Here is a 17,057-nt window from a genome sequence, read left to right as displayed (position 1 = left end):
GGCGCGGAGTCAGCCCTTGTGGCCGGCTTCCTTGTGCTGACGCCGCTCCACGGGGCCGCGTCGGACCGAGCCCGGAGCGGTCCAGTCCGCGCGCCTCCTGGCCCGCACCTTCGCGGCCTCGGAGGACTCCAGCTGGTACGGCACCGAGGTCACCATGACCCCCGGGGTGAAGAGGAGCCGGCCCTTGAGCCGCAGGGCACTCTGGTTGTGCAGCAGGTGCTCGTACCAGTGGCCGACCACGTACTCGGGGATGTAGACGCTGATCACATCCCGCGGGCGGTCCTTGCGCAGGCCCTTGACGTACTCGATGACCGGCCGGGTCACCTCGCGGTAGGGCGAGTCGAGGATCTTCAGCGGGATGTCGATGCCGCGGCGTTCCCAGTCCTCCCGGAGCGCCTTCGTCTCCTCGTGGTCGACGCTGATGGAGAGCGCCTCCAGCTGGTCGGAGCGCACGAGCTTGGCGTACGCGAGGGCGCGCAGCGTGGGCCGGTGGAGCTTGGAGACCAGGACGATCGAGTGGACCCGCGAGGGCCGGATGGTGTCGTCCGACGGTGCCTCGTCCGCGGAGATCTCCTCGGCGACCCGGTCGTAGTGCTTGCGGATCGCGGTCATCGTGCCGAAGAAGATCACCATGCCGAGGAGTGCGACCCAGGCGCCGTGCGTGAACTTGGTGGCCAGGACCACGACGAGGACCAGGCCGGTGAAGAACGCGCCGAAGGTGTTGATCGCCCGCGAACGGATCATGTGGCGGCGCGCCGTCGGGTCCTTCTCGGTGCGCAGATGGCGGTTCCAGTGCCGCACCATGCCGGTCTGGCTGAGCGTGAAGGAGACGAAGACGCCGACGATGTAGAGCTGGATGAGCCGGGTCGAGTCGGCCCCGTAGATCCAGACGAGCAGGATCGCGGCTCCGGCCAGCAGCACGATGCCGTTGGAGAAGGCCAGCCGGTCGCCGCGGGTGTGCAGCTGACGGGGCAGGTAGCGGTCCTGGGCGAGGATCGAACCGAGCAGCGGGAAGCCGTTGTACGCGGTGTTGGCCGCCAGGAAGAGCACGAGCGCCGTGGCCGCCGCCAGGAAGACGAAGAGGAAGGTGCCCTCCCCGAAGACCGCCGCGGCGACCTGGGAGATCACCGGGTCCTGGACGAAGCCCGCGCCGACCGCCGCACCGTTGTGGATCAGGTCCTTCGCCGGGTTCTCGGCCATCTTCACGTCGGTGGCCATGGCGAGGCCGATGATGCCGCAGAACATGGTGACGGCCAGCAGGCCCATCGCCGCGAGCGTGGTCGCGGCGTTCTTGCTCTTGGGCTTCCGGAACGCGGGCACGCCGTTGCTGATGGCCTCGACCCCGGTGAGCGCCGCACAGCCCGAGGAGAAGGCGCGCAGCAGCAGGAAGACGAGGGCGAAGCCGGCGAGCCCCTGGTGCTCGGGCTTGATCTCGTAGTCCGAGGTGGGCGCGTGCATCGTGTCGCCGAGGGCGAGTCCGCGGAACGCCCCCCAGAGGATCATCACGAAGACACCGGCGACGAACAGGTACGTCGGGATCGCGAAGAGCTTGCCGGACTCCTTCACCCCGCGCAGGTTCATCAGCGTCAGCAGCACGATGGCCCCGATGGCGCAGGACGTCTTGTGCTCGACGACGAAGGGGATGGCGGAGCCGAGGTTCTCCACGCCGGAGGCGATCGACACGGCGACCGTGAGGACGTAGTCGACGAGGAGCGCGCTGGCGACGGTCAGACCGGCCTTCGGCCCGAGGTTGGTGTTGGCGACCTCGTAGTCGCCGCCGCCGCTCGGGTACGCACGGACGTTCTGCCGGTACGAGGCGACGACGGTGAACATCAGGACCACGACCGCGACCGCGATCCACGGGCTGAAGTGGTACGCCGACACGCCCGCGATGGACAGCACGAGGAGGACTTCCCCGGGTGCGTACGCAACGGAGGACAGCGGGTCGGATGCGAAGACGGGGAGCGCGATGCGCTTGGGGAGGAGCGTTTCCCCCAGCTTGTCGCTGCGCAGCGCCCGGCCGATCAGGATCCGTTTGGGCACGTCGGTCAGTTTGGACACGGTGAGGATCGTAAGCGTTGCCGGGACACGCCGACGAAGCACCACCCCCTCGGCACCCGAAAAACCTTCATAATTACCCGCCCTCACCGGAAAAGTCCATGGAATCCTTAACGAAATCCTTGCGTGACGGCCGGGTCCGGACCGGGCGGACGCCACCCTTCCGCCCGTCGTCCCCGCGGCTCCCCCCGACGCGCTGCCGGACGCCGCCCAGCTCCCCTTTTGCTCATCGGCCCGGGGGGGTACGCACACTCGGATGAAGTGGTGCGGGTGTGGCCGCATAAGCTCATCCCCGGGCAACGCCGAAGGTGGTTGCCCCATTGTTTGCCCCGCAAGCTGAGAGAGAAGTGTGAGCAGGGTGTTTTCGCAGGTCATCCGGATGACCAGGACGGCGAGGTAGGCGCAAGGTGCACATCGTCATCATGGGATGCGGGCGCGTCGGAGCCGCTCTCGCACAGACCCTTGAGCAGCAGGGGCACACGGTCGCCGTGATCGACCAGGACCCCACGGCGTTCCGCCGTCTCGGTTCCGGGTTCGGCGGCCGGCGGGTCAGCGGGGTCGGTTTCGACCAGGACACCCTGCGCGAGGCGGGGATCGAGGAGGCCGGAGCGTTCGCGGCCGTCAGCAGTGGCGACAACTCCAACATCATCGCCGCCCGGGTGGCGCGCGAGATGTTCGGCATCGAGAACGTCGCGGCGCGCATCTACGACCCGCGGCGCGCCGAGGTCTACCAGCGTCTGGGCATCCCCACGGTCGCCACGGTCCGCTGGACGGCGGACCAGATGCTGAGGCGGCTGCTGCCCTCGGGCGCGGAGCCGCTGTGGCGCGACCCGAGCGGCGGTGTGCAGCTCGCCGAGGTGCACACCACGCCGTCGTGGATCGGGCACAAGATCAGCACACTGCAGGAGGAGACGGGCGTCCGCGTCGCCTTCCTCACCCGGTTGGGTGAGGCCATACTGCCCACGTCGCAGACGGTTCTGCAGGAGGGCGACCTGGTCCACGTCATGATGCGTACGGACGAGATCGCGAAGGTCGAGGAGGCCTTTGCCGAAGGTCCCGAGGAGGGCGGTCACTGATGCGCGTCGCGATTGCCGGGGCCGGTGCGGTGGGCCGTTCCATCGCGGCCGAGCTCCTGGAGAACGGGCATGAGGTCCTGCTGATCGACAAGGCCCCGACCGCCATCTCGGTGGAGCGGGTCCCGATGGCCGAGTGGCTCCTCGCGGACGCGTGCGAGATCACGTCGCTCGACGAGGCGGCGCTCCAGCGGTGCAACGTCGTGATCGCCTCGACGGGCGACGACAAGGTCAACCTGGTCGTCTCGCTGCTCGCGAAGACCGAGTACGGCGTGCCGAGGGTCGTGGCCCGGGTGAACAACCCGAAGAACGAGTGGCTGTTCAACGAGTCCTGGGGTGTCGACGTCGCGGTCTCCACACCGCGGCTGATGTCCGCCCTGGTCGAGGAGGCGGTGAGCGTCGGCGATCTCGTCCGGCTGCTGCGCTTCAGCCACGGCGACGCCAACCTGGTCGAGCTGACGCTGCCCCCGGAGTCGGCTCTGGCCGGCATCCGGGTGAGCGATGTGGCCTGGCCCGAGGACACCTCGCTCGTCACGATCATCCGCGGTACCCGCGTGCTGACGCCGAGCCCCGAGGAGACCCTGGAGGCCGGTGACGAACTGCTGTTCGTGGCCGCCCAGGCGCGCGAGGAGCAGCTGGAGGACCTGCTGTCGGTCCGCCGCGAGCCTGCCGAGGACTGAGTCCGCGTACGCGTGGGGCCCCGGACCGGAAACGGTCCGGGGCCCCACGCGTGTGCCCTCGTGTGTCAGATCTCGGAGTTGCGGGCCTCCGCGGCCTGCGCGCTCCGCGCGGCCTTGCGGTCCTTCTCTGCCTGCTCCTCCGCCTCCATCTCGGCGAAGACGTCGATGGGCGGCGGCGCCTTGGCGAGGAAGACCCAGGTCAGGTACACCGCGAGCAGGAACGGTGGGATCTTGAGCGCCACCAGCACCCAGCCGAGCTGCGCGGTGTCGGCCCACCAGTACAGCGGGAAGAGGATCGCGCACTTGGCGAGCAGGATCAGCCCCCAGGCGTAGCTGGCCTTGGCGTACGCCTTCTTGCGACCGGGGTTCCTGGTCCGCCAGGAGAGGTTCTCCTTGAAGACCGGGCCGAGGATCAGCCCGATCAGCGGCACCCCGGCGAGCGTCGTGACGAGGTAGGCGAGGGCCAGTCCGAGCGTGTAGATCATGCCCGGCAGGTAGAAGTCCTTGGCGTTGCCCGTCATCTTCGCGAAGAGCACACCGAAGGCCACGCCGAAGACCCCGCTGAACGCGTGCTTGACGGTGTCCTTGCGGAGCAGCCGTACGACGACGAGGAGCAGGGACACGCCCAGCGCGGCGACAGCCGAGGCCGTCAGGTCCTTGTTGATGGTGAAGATCGTGACGAAGAGCAGCCCGGGCAGGACTGTCTCCACCATGCCCCGCACGCCGCCGAAGGCCTCGAAGAGCGCGGCTTCCGTGACCGCCTTCGCGTCGGCGTCCTGCTGGTCGGTGCGGTGGGGCTGGTCCGTATCGGACGTCGGCTTGTCGAGAGACGTCACCGGCTACTCCTTGCCGAGCGGTCGGAGTTCGTATTTGGGGTTGAACAGCACCCGGCGCCCGTGGCTCATGGCCACGCGGCCCGACGCGATGAGCTTGCGGCCCGGCTCGATGCCGACGATGGAACGCCGGCCCAGCCAGACCACGTCGAGCGGCGCGGTGCCGTCGAAGAGCTCCGCCTCCAGAGCGGGCACTCCGGCCCGCGGACGCAGGGTCACGGTCCGCAAGGTACCAGTGACCTTGACGATCTGGCGGTCGGTGCACTCGGAGATGCGTGTGCATCCCGAGGCGTGCGAGTCCTCCCGCAGCTCCTCGGACTCGAGGTCCTCCTGGGAGCTGGACAGCCGGTCGAGCATGCGTCGGAAGCGGCCGGACGGCTTCTCCGCCCTGCTGCCGGACTTCTCGGATCGGGGAACAGCACTCATACCCGAAGGGTACCGGTCTCCTGTGGTAGGGGCGGGCCCGCACGAGTACCACCCGGACGAGTGAACGCGTTCACTCCGCGACAGGTCGTCCCCGCTCGAAGCGGTAGCCCATGCCCGGCTCGGTCACGAAGTGCCTGGGGTGCGACGGATCCGCCTCCAGCTTGCGGCGCAGCTGCGCCATGTAGACCCGCAGGTAGTTGGTCTCGGTGCCGTACGAGGGCCCCCAGACCTCCTGGAGCAGCTGCTTCTGGCTGACCAGCCGCCCGGCGTTGCGGACGAGGACCTCCAGCAGGTGCCACTCGGTGGGTGTCAGCCGCACGTCGCGGCCCTCGCGGTGGACCTTCTTCGCCGCCAGGTCGACGGTGAACCCCTCCGTCTCGACGACCACCAGGTCGTCGCCGCCGTCCTGTCCGACCGGTTCCGCCCGGCGCACGGCGGCGCGCAGCCGGGCGAGCAGCTCGTCCATGCCGAACGGCTTGGTGACGTAGTCGTCGGCCCCCGCGTCGAGGGCCTCCACCTTCTCGTCCGAGGTGTGGCGGGCGGAGAGCACGAGGATCGGCACGCGGGTCCAGCCGCGCAGTCCCCTGATCACCTCGACGCCGTCCATGTCCGGCAGACCGAGGTCGAGGACGACGACGTCGGGGTGGCGCGCCGCCGCCAGCTGCAGGGCGGTCGCCCCGTCCGGCGCCGCGTCCACCTCGTACCTGCGCGCCTTCAGGTTGATCACGAGCGCGCGTACGATCTGCGGCTCGTCGTCGACCACGAGGACCCGGGTCATCGCGGACCTGCCTTTCCGGAATACGTGTACGGGGCCGGGGTGCGCCCCGGAGATCTCATGAGGTGACGTGTACGGGAGGCACGGGACCGGCCCGGACCTGTCCCGGGGCGGCCGTGAGGGTGAGGACCATGGTGAGTCCCCCTCCCGGGGTGTCCTCGGCGTCCAGGGTGCCGCCCATCGACTCGACGAAGCCGCGGGCGACGGCGAGCCCGAGGCCGACTCCGGCGCCGCGCGGAGCGTCACCGTAGCGCTGGAAGGGCTCGAATATGCGTTCCTTCGCCTCGTCGGGGACCCCGCGCCCCCGGTCGGCCACCCGCAGCTCGACGCGCTCGCCCAGGGCACTGGCGGCCACGGCGACCCGTTCCCGGCCGGGGCTGTACTTGACCGCGTTCTCGACGATGTTGGCCACGGCCCGCTCCAGCAGCCCCGGGTCGACGGCGACCATGGGCAGCGTCTCGGGGATGTCCAGGTCGACGCTGCCCTCCGGTACGCCGCCGAGCGCCATCGGGACGACCTCGTCGAGGTCGATCTCGCGGATCAGCGGCGTTACCGTGCCGGTCTGCAGGCGGGACATGTCGAGCAGATTGCCGACCAGGTGGTCCAGGCGGTCGGCTCCGTCCTCGATGGCCGCGAGGAGCTCGGCCTCGTCCGCGTCGGACCAGGAGACGTCGTCGGAGCGCAGGGAGCTGACGGCGGCCTTGATGGCGGCCAGCGGGGTCCGCAGGTCGTGGCTGACGGCGGCGAGCAGCGCCGTCCTGATCCGGTTGCCCTCGGCCAGCCTCCTCGCCGCCTCGGCCTCCCCCACCAGACGCTGCCGGTCCAGCACGACGGCGGCCTGCGCGGCGAAGGCACCGAGGACCCGGCGGTCCTCCGCGGGCAGCACGCGGCCCGAGAGCGCCAGCGCCATGTGGTCGCCGACGGGCATGTCCACGTCCGCGTCCTCGGGCCGTACCACCGGGGCGGGGCCGACGGATCCGGCGCAGGTCCAGGGCTCGACGTCGCTCTGCCGCTCCAGGAGGGCCACGGATTCCATGCCGAAGGTCTCGCGCACCCGGTCCAGCAGGGCGTCCAGGGCGGTCTCGCCCCGCAGGACGCTCCCCGCGAGGGCGGACAGGATCTCCGACTCGGCACGCAGCCGCGCCGCCTGGTGGGTGCGCCGGGCCGCCAGGTCGACGACGGAGGCGACCGCGACCGCCACCGCGAAGAAGATCACGATGGCGACGAAGTTCTCCGGGTCCTGCACGGTCAGGGTGTGGGTGGGCGGGGTGAACCAGTAGTTCAGGAGCAGGGACCCCGCGGCGGCCGAGGCGAGTGCGGGCGCCAGTCCGCCGAGCAGAGCGGCGGCGACGGTCATGAACAGGAACAGGAGGACGTCGTTGGCGAGGCCGGGGCCGTTCTCCATGCCGTGCAGGAGCAGGGTCAGGAGGGCAGGCCCCCCGACACCGACCAGCCAGCCCGAGATGATCCGGGTGCGGCTGAGCCGGGCGCCGCGCGCGATGGGCAGCCCCCGTCCCTTGGCGACCTCCTCGTGCGTGACGATGTGCACGTCGAGGTCGGGTCCGGACTCGCGGGCGACGGTGGCGCCCACCCCGGGGCCGTAGACGTACTGCCAGGTCTTGCGGCGGCTGGACCCGAGGACGATCTGGGTGGCGTTGACGCCCCGGGCGAAGGCGAGGAGCGCGGAGGGTATGTCGTCGCCGATGACGTGGTGGAAGGTGCCCCCGAGGTCCTCGACGAGGGTGCGCTGCACCGCCAGCTCCTTGGGCGAGGCGGACGTCAGCCCGTCGCTGCGGGCGATGTACACCGCGAGGATCTCGCTCCCGGAGCCCTTGGCCGCCATCCGTGAGGCGCGGCGGATGAGCGTGCGGCCCTCGGGGCCGCCGGTCAGTCCGACGACGATGCGCTCGCGGGCCTGCCAGGGGGCGCTGATGTCGTGCTCGCCGCGGTACTGCTGGAGGTACTCGTCGACCCGGTCGGCGACCCAGAGGAGGGCCAGCTCCCGCAGGGCGGTGAGGTTGCCGGGGCGGAAGTAGTTGGACAGGGCGGCGTCGACCTTGTCGGACTGGTAGATGTTGCCGTGGGCCATGCGGCGGCGAAGCGCCTGGGGCGACATGTCGACGAGCTCGATCTGGTCGGCCCGGCGGGCGACCTCGTCGGGGATGGTCTCCTGCTGACGCACCCCGGTTATCGACTCCACGACGTCGCCGAGGGATTCCAGGTGCTGGATGTTGACGGTGGACACCACGTCGATGCCGGCCTTGAGGAGCTCCTCGACGTCCTGCCATCGCTTGGCGTTGCGGGAGCCCGGCACATTGGTGTGGGCCAGCTCGTCGACGAGCGCGACGGCCGGGGCCCGTTCCAGGACGGCGTCGACGTCCATCTCGGCGAAGACGGCCGAGCGGTATTCGATGTCGCGCCGGCGGATCTGCTCCAGGCCGTGCAGGAGCACCTCGGTACGCGGCCGGTCGTGGTGCTCCACGAACGCGACGACGCAGTCGGTGCCCCGTTCCACGCGGCGGTGGGCCTCGGACAGCATCGCGTACGTCTTGCCGACGCCGGGTGCCGCACCCAGGTAGATCCGAAGCTTGCCGCGTGCCATGGCCCCATTGTCTTCTCTGCGACCGGCCGCCGCTGATGCGGGAGCCGGTGTCGAAGCTACCCCGAGAATTTCCGGCAAAAGGGGTCAGGGCCGGGCGCGGGGGTCGTATTGACGGGATTCTGATGCGTCCGGGCACGTCCCCGCGCCCGGACGCCCGGCGAAGCCCCCCGCACGTGGGCGGCTAGGCCCTGTCTCCTCGATCAGCGCCACACGGCCGCACCGGCTTGAGTTGCCGCTGGCTGCGTTCCGGGTTACTTTCGATACGCAACCGTAGCGTAGCGAAAGTAGGAGTCGGAGTGGCAAGCGCACCGAATAGCCCGCGGGCCCACGGCACGGACGGGCCGTCCCTCATGGGGCGGCCGCGTGACACCAGTCGCGGGCTGGCCATCCTGGAGGCGACGCTGTCGCTGCTCACCGAGGTGGGTTACGAGCAGCTGTCCATGGAGGCGGTCGCGGCGCGCTCCGGGTCGGCGAAGACGACGATCTACCGCCGCTACCGAGACAAGGCCGCGCTCGTCGCCGCCGCCGTCGAGCACCGCGCGCAGGCCACACCTCCTGAACCTGCCGCGGATGATCTCCGGGAGAACCTGCTCGGGCTCGTCTCCTGGTTGGCCCGGCAGATCGCCGAGCAGGAGATCGGCATGCTCGGGGCCCTGTTCGCCGGGATGCGCAGCGATGCGCGGCTCGCGGAGGAGATGCGCCGCATCCTGCGCCGCGACGAGGCCGCGATGACCGACGAGCCGCTGCAAAAGGCGATCCGGCACGGAGAACAGCTGGCCCCCAGGGCCGCCGAGCTCTTCGCTGAGATCGCTCCGGCCGTGATCGTGCACCGCATCGTGATCACGGGCGAGCCGTGCGACGAACCGTTCGTCGCCCACCTCGTCGATGACGTCCTCCTGCCGCTCCTGCGCACCCACTGACCCCCCGCCCGCCGCACGCGTCGAACGCGCGCTGCGGGAACGAAAGGAACCCTCATGATCGTCATCACTGGTGCGACCGGCGCGCTCAACGGCGCCACCGTCGAACACCTCCTCGAGCGCATGCCCGCCGAGCAGATCGGTGTCAGCGTCCGCGACACCGCCAAGGCGCAGCACTTCGCCGACCGCGGAGTACGCGTGCGCCAGGGCTCCTACGAGGACCCGGCCGCGCTGCGGCACTCCTTCGAGGGCGCCGAGCAGGTCCTGCTCGTCTCCTCCAACGACCCGCATGCCGACGCCGTCGCCCTGCACCGCGTCGGCATCGACGCCGCCGTAGCCGCAGGAGCCCACCGCATCCTCTACACCAGCCACCAGGGAGCCGGCGCCGACAGTCCCTTCCACCCGGCCCGCGACCACGCCGTCACCGAGCAGATCCTCGCCGATTCGGGCGTCGCCTGGACCGCGCTGCGCAACGGGTTCTACGCCCACAGCCTGGGCTGGCTGCTGGGCCCCTGGCAGCAGAGCGGCATCATCACCGCCCCGGCCGACGGCCCCGTCTCCTGGACCGACCGCGCCGACGCCGCCGAAGCCGCAGCGGTCATCCTGGCCGGGGACCGGGCGTACGACGGCCCGGTCACCCTCACCGCCCGCCAGGCCGTGACGTTCGACGACGTCGCCTCCCTGGCCTCGGAGATCACCGGCCGCGAGGTCGAGCGCGTCACGCCGCCCGATGAGGAGTGGATCGTGGCCAAGGTCGCCGCCGGCACCCCGGAAGCCATGGCCCGAATGACGCTCACCACCTTTGAGGCCGCCCGTGAAGGCCGCTTCGCCGGAATCGACCCGCTGCTCGCCGAACTCCTCGGCCGCGAACCCCGGACCGTGGCCGACCAGCTCGCGGCGGACATCGACCCGGCCTGAACGAAGGAGCTGACGGCGTGCTCAGCAGAGGGGATCTCACCGATGACGAATGGGCAGTGCTGAAGCCACTGCTCCCCACAAGCAACGGCCGCTGCGGCCGTTGGAGGGATCACCGGCAGGTGATCAACGGGATCATCCACCGGCTGGGCACCGGCTGCCAATGGCGTCAGCTGCCCGCCCGCTTCGGCCCGTGGCAGACCATCCACAAGCGCCACATGCTGTGGTCCGCCGACGGCACCTGGGAACGACTGCTCCAGCACGCCCAGGCCGTCGCCGACGCCGGAGGCGGCATCGACTGGAACATCAACATCGACTCCACCTCCATCCGCGCCCACCAGCACGCTGCCGGAGCCCCGACCAAGCCCCCGGCGCGAACCTCAAAAAGGGGCACGCACAGACCGACGTACTGCACGAAGCGGCGGCGGGCGACTGCGACACACGTTCACCTGCCGGGCCGCACTCCGCCGCGTGTGCGGCGCTGCCGTCTACACGTGTGCGGCGCTGCCGTCTACACGTGTTCGACGATGTGCCCGTCGCTGAGCTCCAGGATCCGGTCGGCGAAGCCGAGCAGCTGGGGGTCGTGGGTGGCGACGAGGACGGTGACGCCCTCGCTGCGCACGACCGCGCGCAGCAGCTGCATGACCGCGAGTCCGGTCTCCGCGTCGAGCTGTCCGGTGGGCTCGTCGGCGATCAGGAGGGCGGGCCGGTTGGCGAGCGCCCTGGCGATGGCGACACGCTGCTGCTGGCCCCCGGAGAGCTCCCCCGGACGCTGCTGGGCGTGATCGCCGAGACCGACCAGGGAGAGCAGCAGGGCCACCCGCTCCTCACGCTCGTGGGGGTCCGTCCTGCGCAGGCGCATGGGTACGCCGACGTTCTCCGCGGCGGTCAGGATCGGGATCAGGCCGAACGACTGGAAGATGAAGCCGATCCGGTCCCTGCGCAGCTCCAGCAGCCCCTCCTCGCCGAGCTCCGAGAGATCGGTGCCGGCGACGGTGATGCGGCCGCCGTCCGGGGTGTCGAGGCCGCCGACGAGGTTGAGCAGCGTCGTCTTGCCCGATCCCGAGCGGCCCTTGAGCGCGACGAGCTCTCCGCGCGGGATCTCGAAGGAGACGCCGCGCAGGGCGTGCACGGCCGCCGCGCCGGTCCCGTACGACCGGTGCAGGTCCTCGATCCGCACCATCGGACCGTCGGCAGGGCTGTCGGCCAGGACCGTACCGGCCCGGCCGTCGGTGCTCCGTGTCATCGTTCTCCCCCGTGCGTACGCCGTCGTGCGTACCGCTCCCTCGGCAGCCGCCAGTATGTGCGTGCGGCACCCGGTCAGGCAATGGAAAGGCCGGTGGGCCGCATCCCCTCCCCGGGATGCGGCCCACCGGCACTGCGACGAGCTGGGGTGCGGTCAGCGCACCTCGGTGATTTCGGGCCCGCGCTGCAGCTGGCCCATCCCGCCGGAGAACTTCGAGCTCTCCTGGTCCTCCTGCTGCACGCCCTCGGGCACCATCTGCGCGTCGTCGGGAAGCTTCAGGACGATCGGGTCGCGCGGGGCCATCGGGCCCTCACCGCGGACCACGACGGTGTCCCGGAAGATGGTCTCCAGCAGCCCGGCGGCCTCCGGCTGCACCGCGCCCTGTCCGGAGATCACTCCGCGCAGGAACCAGCGCGGACCGTCGACCCCGACGAAGCGCACCAGCTGTACGCCGTTCTTCCCGTCCGGGAGCTGTACGGGGACCTGGGCGCGCAGCTCCCAGCCCAGCGGGCCCTCGACCTCGTCGATGATCCCGCCCTGCTGGGTGATGCCCGAGGCGATCTCCTCGCGCACCTCGCCCCAGATGCCCTCCTTCTTGGGAGCGGCGAAGGCCTGCAGCTGGACCGCGCTGTCGCGCAGCACGACGGTGGCGGCGACGATGGCGTCACCGGCGACCTCCACCCGGAGCTCCATGCCCTCGACCCCGGGCACGAAGATGCCGCCCAGGTCCACCCTGCCCTCACCGGGCTGGGAGGTCTCGGAGATGTCCCACGGCCCGTCGGGACGGGGGGCGGGAGGAAGATTCGTGCGGCGCGAGCCGCTCGCGGCCCCGGTGTCGTCGAGCTCGTCGGCGACCTGCTCGGCCTCGCGCGCTTCGTCCGCCGTGTCCTTGGCGGAACCACTGTTCTTGCGACGTCCGAACACGTCAATGTCCTTCCCGGTCGGATACGACCGAAGCGTAGCTGTTCCCACCCTGGGTGTTACCGCCCGTGACGCCGTCCACAGCGGCATGACCGCCGGTGGATCCGAAGCCCCCCTCGGCCCGCGCCGAGCCGGGAAGCTCCGTCACCTCGTGGAAACGCACCTTCTCGACCTGCTGGACGACCAGTTGGGCAATCCGGTCGAACCGTTCGAACTTCACGGTCTCGCGTGGGTCGAGATTGACCACGATGACCTTGATCTCCCCACGGTACCCGGCATCGACCGTCCCTGGGGCGTTCACGAGGGCCACTCCGCAGCGGGCCGCGAGGCCCGAACGGGGGTGCACGAAGGCCGCGTAGCCGTCGGGCAGCGCGATCGACACCCCGGTGGGCAGCACCGCCCGTTCGCCGGGGGCGAGTTCGGCCGCCTCTGTGGTGACCAGATCGGCACCGGCGTCGCCCGGGTGTCCGTAGGCCGGAATCGGCACGTCCGGGTCGACCCGGCGGATGAGTACGTCGACGGGCCGGCGCATCAGGGGTTCACCTCGAAGGCGCGTGCACGACGGACCTGGTCCGGGTCGGACATGGCCGCCCGGATCTCCTCCGGCCGGCCGTTGTCGATGAAGTGGTCCACCTTGACCTCGATGAAGAGGGCCTCCGCACGGACCGCGACGGGTCCCTCGGGGCCGCCGGTCCGTCCTGTCGCGCGGCAGTAGATCTTCCGGCCGTGGACGGCGGTGACCTCGGCCTCCAGGAAGAGCACGGTGTCGACCGGAACCGGCAGGACGTAGTCGGTCTCCAGCCGTCCGGTCACCGCGATGACCCGCAGCAGCCAGCTCAGGGCGCCGAGCGCCTCGTCCATGGCCGTGGCCAGGACTCCGCCGTGCGCCAGTCCCGGGGCTCCCTGATGGGCGGGCTTCACGGTGAACTCGGCGGTGACGCTCACGCCCTCTCCGGCCGTCGCGCGGAGGTGCAGTCCGTGCGCCTGTCCCCCACCACAGCCGAAACAGTGTTCGTAGTGGGAGCCGAGGATCTCGCCGGGCGCCGGGGCGTCGGGATGGCGGACGGGCTTCACCGCGCCGGCCGGGGGTGTCAGACGTGCAGATGTTCCACTCACAGGCGCAGACCTTACCCGCGCGGCCGACCGCGGGGCGCGCCGTGCCAAGCTTGCTTTCATGCAGCCTTCCGCACCCCCCTTCGACGAACGTCTCACCGCACCCCGTTCGTGGTGGCTCATCGCTTTCGGGATCGGCGTCGCCTGTGCGCTGATGCTCCTGCCGCTCGGCGCCCTGCCCATGCTCGGCGGCCTGGTGGGCGGCGCGGCCGCGGCGTGCGCGGGCGTGAGCTCGTACGGCTCGGCGCGCATCCGGGTCGTGGCCGGCGCACTCGTCGCGGGCGATGCCCGGATCCCGCTGGAGGCGCTCGGCGACGCCGAGGTGCTGGACGGGGAGGAGGCGCGCGCCTGGCGCTCGTACAGGGCGGACACCCGCGCGTTCATGCTGCTGCGCAGCTACATCCCGACGGCGGTGCGGGTGAAGGTCACGGATCCGGCCGACCCGACGCCGTACCTCTATCTGTCGACCCGGGAGCCGCAGGCTCTGGTGGCGGCGCTCGCGCCCGTACCCGCCTGAGGGGCCCGGTTCGCATGAGGGGCCCGGCCTGCCCGAGGGGCCGGCACCCGCCCGCAGGGCCCTGATGCGCACCCCGGGGGTCAGCGGCCCGGGTCGTCCAGGCCTTCGGGGAGCTCCTCCGCGGGCCGTGCGGGCTGCTCCAGCGGGGGAAGCGCCGGGAGACGGTCCCAGGGGACCTGGTGGCGCCGCAGGTCGCTCCTGACCCGGTCGGCGAGCTTCCTGGTGTCCCGCCGGTTCATCAGTGCGCCGACGGCGGCACCGACCATGAACGGGATGAGATTCGGCAGGTCGCGCACCATGCGCTTCATGATCTGCTGGCGCAGCTCGCGCTTCATCTGTCCGCCCAGCGCCGCGTTGAGCGTGGTGGGGCGGGAGACGTCGATGCCGCGTTCCTCCGTCCACGACGTCAGATACGCGGTGCTGCGCTGGCCGAGGTTGCCCGGCGGACGCCGGCCGTAGACCTCGTGGAGCTCGGCGACGAGCTTCATCTCGACGGCTGCCACTCCGGTGATCTCGGCGGCCAGCTCTGCGAGCATGGCGGGCGGTACGGGCATCATCGCAGCCGCCCCGATGCCCGCGCCGACGGCCGCGGTGGCCTTGCAGGCTCCCGCGACGAGCTTGTCGGCGAGCTCTTCGGGGCCGAGCCCCGGGAACTGCCTGCGCAGGGTGGCGAGGTCCCGGACCGGGACACGGGGAGCCGTGTCGATGATGCGGTCGGCGACCAGGCCGGCTGCGGACACCGCGCTCTCGCGGCTCTTGCGTACGCCTCGTTTCAGTGTGTGCAGACGGCCGGATCCCCTCGGGGAGGGCTCCGCTCCGTCCTGCCCGGAAGGCGCGTCGGCCGCCCCTACCGCTTCGAGCGAGGCCGGACGGCCCCGCTCGTCGTCAGGTGTGCCGGGAGAGGCAGGCAGGGCGGCCCGGTGCTCGGCAGTGGGGTTCTCGCCCTCTGCCGGGCCTGTGCCGCCCTGATGTGCCTCCGACGACTTCGTGCGCCGCAAGCGCCGCTTCCGGAACGGTGTGTCGCCTGCCACGGCCGGCCGGCCTCAGTCGCAGTCGCGGCAGATGGGCTGGCCGTTCTTCTCGCGTGCCAGCTGGCTGCGGTGGTGCACGAGGAAGCAGCTCATGCAGGTGAACTCATCGGCCTGCTTGGGCAGGACCCGTACGGCCAGCTCTTCGTTGGACAGGTCTGCGCCGGGCAGCTCCAGTCCCTCTGCCGCGTCGAACTCGTCGACGTCGACGGCGGATGCCGTCTTGTCGCTCCGACGAGCCTTGAGCTCTTCGAGGCTGTCCTGGTCCACGTCGTCGTCGGTCTTGCGTGGGGTGTCGTAATCCGTTGCCATGTCGCTCTCCCCCTCTTGGGTGTCTGCGGTGTCTCAGCGCCGTAACGCGTGAGAGGCCGGACTTGTGCCCGACCTGAGGCGGAGATTTTGCCTCACATCAAGGTCTGTTACTCAATCGACACCCAACCGGATCTCTCGTGAGCGATCAGCTTGGGTGGCGATGGGGACCGTACACGGTCCGATTGGTGCAGTTCACGGGCGCCACCCCGTGTACTTCCCGTGATACCGCCCCCCGGAAACCCGGACGTTTCCAGGCTTTCGGGCGGAGATGTGATCACGGAGAGTAGAGGGACCGAAATTCGCTTCTGTGATCGATCACACAGGGACAGAACGGAAACACGGTTCAAAAATTCCGCCCAAAGCGAACAGAGCCATCCAATGCGGCCTCACACCGTGAAGCCTCTCAGACCGGCAGGGTGACGCGCATCACGAGACCACCGCCCTCGCGGGGCTCCGCGATGATACGGCCTCCGTGGGCCCGCGCGACGGATCGCGCGATCGACAGGCCGAGCCCGACCCCCTTGTCGCTGCCCGTGCGCTCCGTGCGCAGCCGCCTGAAGGGCTCGAAGAGGTTGTCGATCTCGTACGCCGGCACGACGGGCCCGGTGTTCGAGACGGCCAGGAGCGCCTGCCCGTGCTGGAGCTCCGTGGTGACCTCCACCCAGCCGCCCTCCGCCACGTTGTAGCGCACGGCGTTCTGCACGAGGTTGAGCGCGATGCGCTCCAGGAGGACCCCGTTGCCCTGGACGACGGCCTGGGCGCGCTCACCGCGGACCTCGACCCCCTTCGCGGCGGCCTCGGCCCTGGTCTGGTCGATGGCGCGGTCGGCGACCTCGGCCATGTCCACGGGCTTGCGCTCGATGATCTGGTTGTCGCTGCGGGCCAGCAGCAGCAACCCCTCGACCAGCTGTTCACTGCGCTCGTTGGTGGCCAGGAGCGTCCTGCCCAGCTGGTGGAGCTCCGGCGGCGCCTCCGGGTCGGAGAGGTGGACCTCGAGCAGCGTGCGGTTGATCGCGAGGGGTGTGCGCAGCTCGTGCGAGGCGTTGCCCACGAACCGCTGCTGGGCGGTGAAGGCCCGTTCCAGCCGGTCCAGCATCTCGTCGAAGGTGTCCGCGAGCTCCTTGAGCTCGTCGTCCGGGCCGTCCAGCTCGATCCGCCGGGTCAGGTCCGTGCCGACCACCCGCCGGGCGGTGCGGGTGATCCGGCCGAGCGGCGACAGGACGCGGCCCGCCATGGCGTACCCGAAGGCGAACGCGATGACGCTGAGGCCGACCAGGGCGAGCAGCGACCTGTTCAGCAGGGAGTCGAGCGCGTGCTCGCGCTGACGGTTGACGCAGGCGTTCATCGCCGCGTTGAAGGTGTCGGGGCTCGCCTTCGTCGGCAGGTCGCACACCTCGCTCGTGACCTGCCCGTTCACGACCTGGAAGGGCAGGTCGCTGCCCACGTTCAGGGCCTGGGCGGCCAGCATGTAGATGATCGACAGCAGCAGGATGCCCGCGATCAGGAACATCCCGCCGTACAGGAGCGTGAGCCGTATCCGGATGGTCGGCCGCAGCCAGGGATACGGCGACTCCTGCGCCTTGGGTTCCCAGGTCGGCTTCGGAGGCGCCTTCATTGGCGCGGGGGAGGCTGCCATCACGC

The 17,057-nt window shown here is 70.6% G+C and carries 17 protein-coding genes and 1 pseudogene; 6 read left to right on the top strand and 12 right to left on the bottom strand.

The window, feature by feature from the left end; genetic code table 11:
- Nucleotides 1–9: 9 nt before the first annotated feature.
- Nucleotides 10–2,061 (bottom strand): APC family permease, encoded by a 2,052-nt coding sequence (locus tag ACFUNE_RS27080; RefSeq protein ID WP_383573312.1) that lies wholly within the window; start codon nucleotides 2,059–2,061, stop codon nucleotides 10–12.
- Nucleotides 2,062–2,465: 404 nt separating this feature from the next.
- Here ACFUNE_RS27080 and ACFUNE_RS27075 point away from each other — a divergent pair, with 404 nt between their 5' ends.
- Nucleotides 2,466–3,134, top strand: a complete 669-nt coding sequence (locus ACFUNE_RS27075) for a TrkA family potassium uptake protein (RefSeq protein ID WP_014153600.1) — start codon at nucleotides 2,466–2,468, stop codon at nucleotides 3,132–3,134.
- Nucleotides 3,134–3,811: a TrkA family potassium uptake protein gene (locus tag ACFUNE_RS27070; protein WP_104789637.1), complete on the top strand. Its 678-nt coding sequence runs from the start codon at nucleotides 3,134–3,136 to the stop codon at nucleotides 3,809–3,811. Before ACFUNE_RS27075 ends, ACFUNE_RS27070 begins: the two co-directional genes overlap by 1 nt.
- A 65-nt stretch (nucleotides 3,812–3,876) precedes the next feature.
- On the opposite strand, the gene ACFUNE_RS27065 is transcribed toward ACFUNE_RS27070, so the two are convergent.
- The 4 genes from ACFUNE_RS27065 to ACFUNE_RS27050 all read right to left on the bottom strand — a co-directional run bounded on the left by ACFUNE_RS27065 (nucleotide 3,877) and on the right by ACFUNE_RS27050 (nucleotide 8,447).
- Nucleotides 3,877–4,647 (bottom strand): DUF3159 domain-containing protein, encoded by a 771-nt coding sequence (locus ACFUNE_RS27065; RefSeq protein WP_383573308.1) that lies wholly within the window; start codon nucleotides 4,645–4,647, stop codon nucleotides 3,877–3,879.
- A gap of 3 nt (nucleotides 4,648–4,650) precedes the next feature.
- Nucleotides 4,651–5,070: an OB-fold nucleic acid binding domain-containing protein gene (locus ACFUNE_RS27060; RefSeq protein WP_329233729.1), complete on the bottom strand. Its 420-nt coding sequence runs from the start codon at nucleotides 5,068–5,070 to the stop codon at nucleotides 4,651–4,653.
- A gap of 70 nt (nucleotides 5,071–5,140) precedes the next feature.
- On the bottom strand, nucleotides 5,141–5,848 hold the full coding sequence (locus ACFUNE_RS27055; protein ID WP_383573305.1) for a response regulator: 708 nt from the start codon (nucleotides 5,846–5,848) through the stop codon (nucleotides 5,141–5,143).
- A 55-nt stretch (nucleotides 5,849–5,903) separates the two neighbouring features.
- Complete coding sequence (locus tag ACFUNE_RS27050; protein WP_383573303.1) at nucleotides 5,904–8,447, bottom strand: DUF4118 domain-containing protein; 2,544 nt, start codon at nucleotides 8,445–8,447, stop codon at nucleotides 5,904–5,906.
- Nucleotides 8,448–8,743: 296 nt separating this feature from the next.
- On the opposite strand from ACFUNE_RS27050, the gene ACFUNE_RS27045 reads away from it, so the two are divergent.
- From ACFUNE_RS27045 to ACFUNE_RS27035, 3 genes and pseudogenes are all read left to right on the top strand, one after another.
- Entirely contained in the window at nucleotides 8,744–9,367 is a 624-nt protein-coding gene (locus tag ACFUNE_RS27045) for a TetR/AcrR family transcriptional regulator (RefSeq protein WP_383573300.1), read from the top strand.
- 54 nt (nucleotides 9,368–9,421) lie between these two features.
- On the top strand, nucleotides 9,422–10,282 hold the full coding sequence (locus ACFUNE_RS27040) for an SDR family oxidoreductase (RefSeq protein ID WP_383573297.1): 861 nt from the start codon (nucleotides 9,422–9,424) through the stop codon (nucleotides 10,280–10,282).
- Nucleotides 10,283–10,299: 17 nt separating this feature from the next.
- Nucleotides 10,300–10,671 (top strand): annotated as a pseudogene (locus ACFUNE_RS27035) (IS5 family transposase); the annotation flags it as partial.
- Between the two features lie 119 nt (nucleotides 10,672–10,790).
- Here the strand turns inward: ACFUNE_RS27035 and ACFUNE_RS27030 are convergent.
- The 4 genes from ACFUNE_RS27030 to ACFUNE_RS27015 all read right to left on the bottom strand — a co-directional run bounded on the left by ACFUNE_RS27030 (nucleotide 10,791) and on the right by ACFUNE_RS27015 (nucleotide 13,562).
- A complete protein-coding gene (locus ACFUNE_RS27030; protein ID WP_383573294.1) occupies nucleotides 10,791–11,525 on the bottom strand; it encodes an ABC transporter ATP-binding protein in 735 nt (244 codons plus the stop codon).
- A gap of 153 nt (nucleotides 11,526–11,678) precedes the next feature.
- Entirely contained in the window at nucleotides 11,679–12,449 is a 771-nt protein-coding gene (locus ACFUNE_RS27025; protein WP_383573291.1) for a DUF3710 domain-containing protein, read from the bottom strand.
- A 1-nt stretch (nucleotide 12,450) separates the two neighbouring features.
- Nucleotides 12,451–12,978, bottom strand: a complete 528-nt coding sequence (gene dut / locus ACFUNE_RS27020) for a dUTP diphosphatase (RefSeq protein ID WP_383573289.1) — start codon at nucleotides 12,976–12,978, stop codon at nucleotides 12,451–12,453.
- Complete coding sequence (locus ACFUNE_RS27015; protein ID WP_383573286.1) at nucleotides 12,978–13,562, bottom strand: PaaI family thioesterase; 585 nt, start codon at nucleotides 13,560–13,562, stop codon at nucleotides 12,978–12,980. The genes dut and ACFUNE_RS27015 overlap by 1 nt, the downstream gene beginning before the upstream one ends.
- A gap of 58 nt (nucleotides 13,563–13,620) precedes the next feature.
- Between ACFUNE_RS27015 and ACFUNE_RS27010 the strand changes: the two genes are divergently transcribed.
- Nucleotides 13,621–14,076, top strand: coding sequence for a DUF3093 domain-containing protein (locus ACFUNE_RS27010; RefSeq protein WP_383573283.1), 456 nt, complete (start codon nucleotides 13,621–13,623; stop codon nucleotides 14,074–14,076).
- 80 nt (nucleotides 14,077–14,156) lie between these two features.
- Here ACFUNE_RS27010 and ACFUNE_RS27005 read toward each other — a convergent pair whose 3' ends face one another.
- The 3 genes from ACFUNE_RS27005 to ACFUNE_RS26995 all read right to left on the bottom strand — a co-directional run bounded on the left by ACFUNE_RS27005 (nucleotide 14,157) and on the right by ACFUNE_RS26995 (nucleotide 17,052).
- Complete coding sequence (locus tag ACFUNE_RS27005; protein ID WP_383573279.1) at nucleotides 14,157–15,107, bottom strand: hypothetical protein; 951 nt, start codon at nucleotides 15,105–15,107, stop codon at nucleotides 14,157–14,159.
- Between the two features lie 12 nt (nucleotides 15,108–15,119).
- The gene (locus tag ACFUNE_RS27000; RefSeq protein WP_003965732.1) at nucleotides 15,120–15,416 is read right to left on the bottom strand and encodes a DUF4193 domain-containing protein; all 297 of its coding nucleotides are present in this window, start codon (nucleotides 15,414–15,416) and stop codon (nucleotides 15,120–15,122) included.
- Between the two features lie 403 nt (nucleotides 15,417–15,819).
- The gene (locus ACFUNE_RS26995) at nucleotides 15,820–17,052 is read right to left on the bottom strand and encodes a sensor histidine kinase (RefSeq protein WP_383573276.1); all 1,233 of its coding nucleotides are present in this window, start codon (nucleotides 17,050–17,052) and stop codon (nucleotides 15,820–15,822) included.
- Nucleotides 17,053–17,057: the final 5 nt, after the last annotated feature.

Source organism: Streptomyces sp. NPDC057287 (assembly GCF_042667905.1).
In the GTDB taxonomy this organism is placed as follows: Bacteria; Actinomycetota; Actinomycetes; order Streptomycetales; family Streptomycetaceae; genus Streptomyces.
Note: the sequence above shows the minus strand (reverse complement) of the source record. Positions and strands in the feature narration are given on the sequence as shown.

Bases quoted from the DNA above. Each gene is read 5' to 3' on its own strand.
- dut (WP_383573289.1), bottom strand. From the start codon at position 12,978: ATGCGCCGGCCCGTCGACGTACTCATCCGCCGGGTCGACCCGGACGTG.
- ACFUNE_RS27055 (WP_383573305.1), bottom strand. From the start codon at position 5,848: ATGACCCGGGTCCTCGTGGTCGACGACGAGCCGCAGATCGTACGCGCG.
- ACFUNE_RS27040 (WP_383573297.1), top strand. From the start codon at position 9,422: ATGATCGTCATCACTGGTGCGACCGGCGCGCTCAACGGCGCCACCGTC.
- ACFUNE_RS27010 (WP_383573283.1), top strand. From the start codon at position 13,621: ATGCAGCCTTCCGCACCCCCCTTCGACGAACGTCTCACCGCACCCCGT.
- ACFUNE_RS26995 (WP_383573276.1), bottom strand. From the start codon at position 17,052: ATGGCAGCCTCCCCCGCGCCAATGAAGGCGCCTCCGAAGCCGACCTGG.
- ACFUNE_RS27030 (WP_383573294.1), bottom strand. From the start codon at position 11,525: ATGACACGGAGCACCGACGGCCGGGCCGGTACGGTCCTGGCCGACAGC.
- ACFUNE_RS27070 (WP_104789637.1), top strand. From the start codon at position 3,134: ATGCGCGTCGCGATTGCCGGGGCCGGTGCGGTGGGCCGTTCCATCGCG.
- ACFUNE_RS27050 (WP_383573303.1), bottom strand. From the start codon at position 8,447: ATGGCACGCGGCAAGCTTCGGATCTACCTGGGTGCGGCACCCGGCGTC.
- ACFUNE_RS27060 (WP_329233729.1), bottom strand. From the start codon at position 5,070: ATGAGTGCTGTTCCCCGATCCGAGAAGTCCGGCAGCAGGGCGGAGAAG.
- ACFUNE_RS27000 (WP_003965732.1), bottom strand. From the start codon at position 15,416: ATGGCAACGGATTACGACACCCCACGCAAGACCGACGACGACGTGGAC.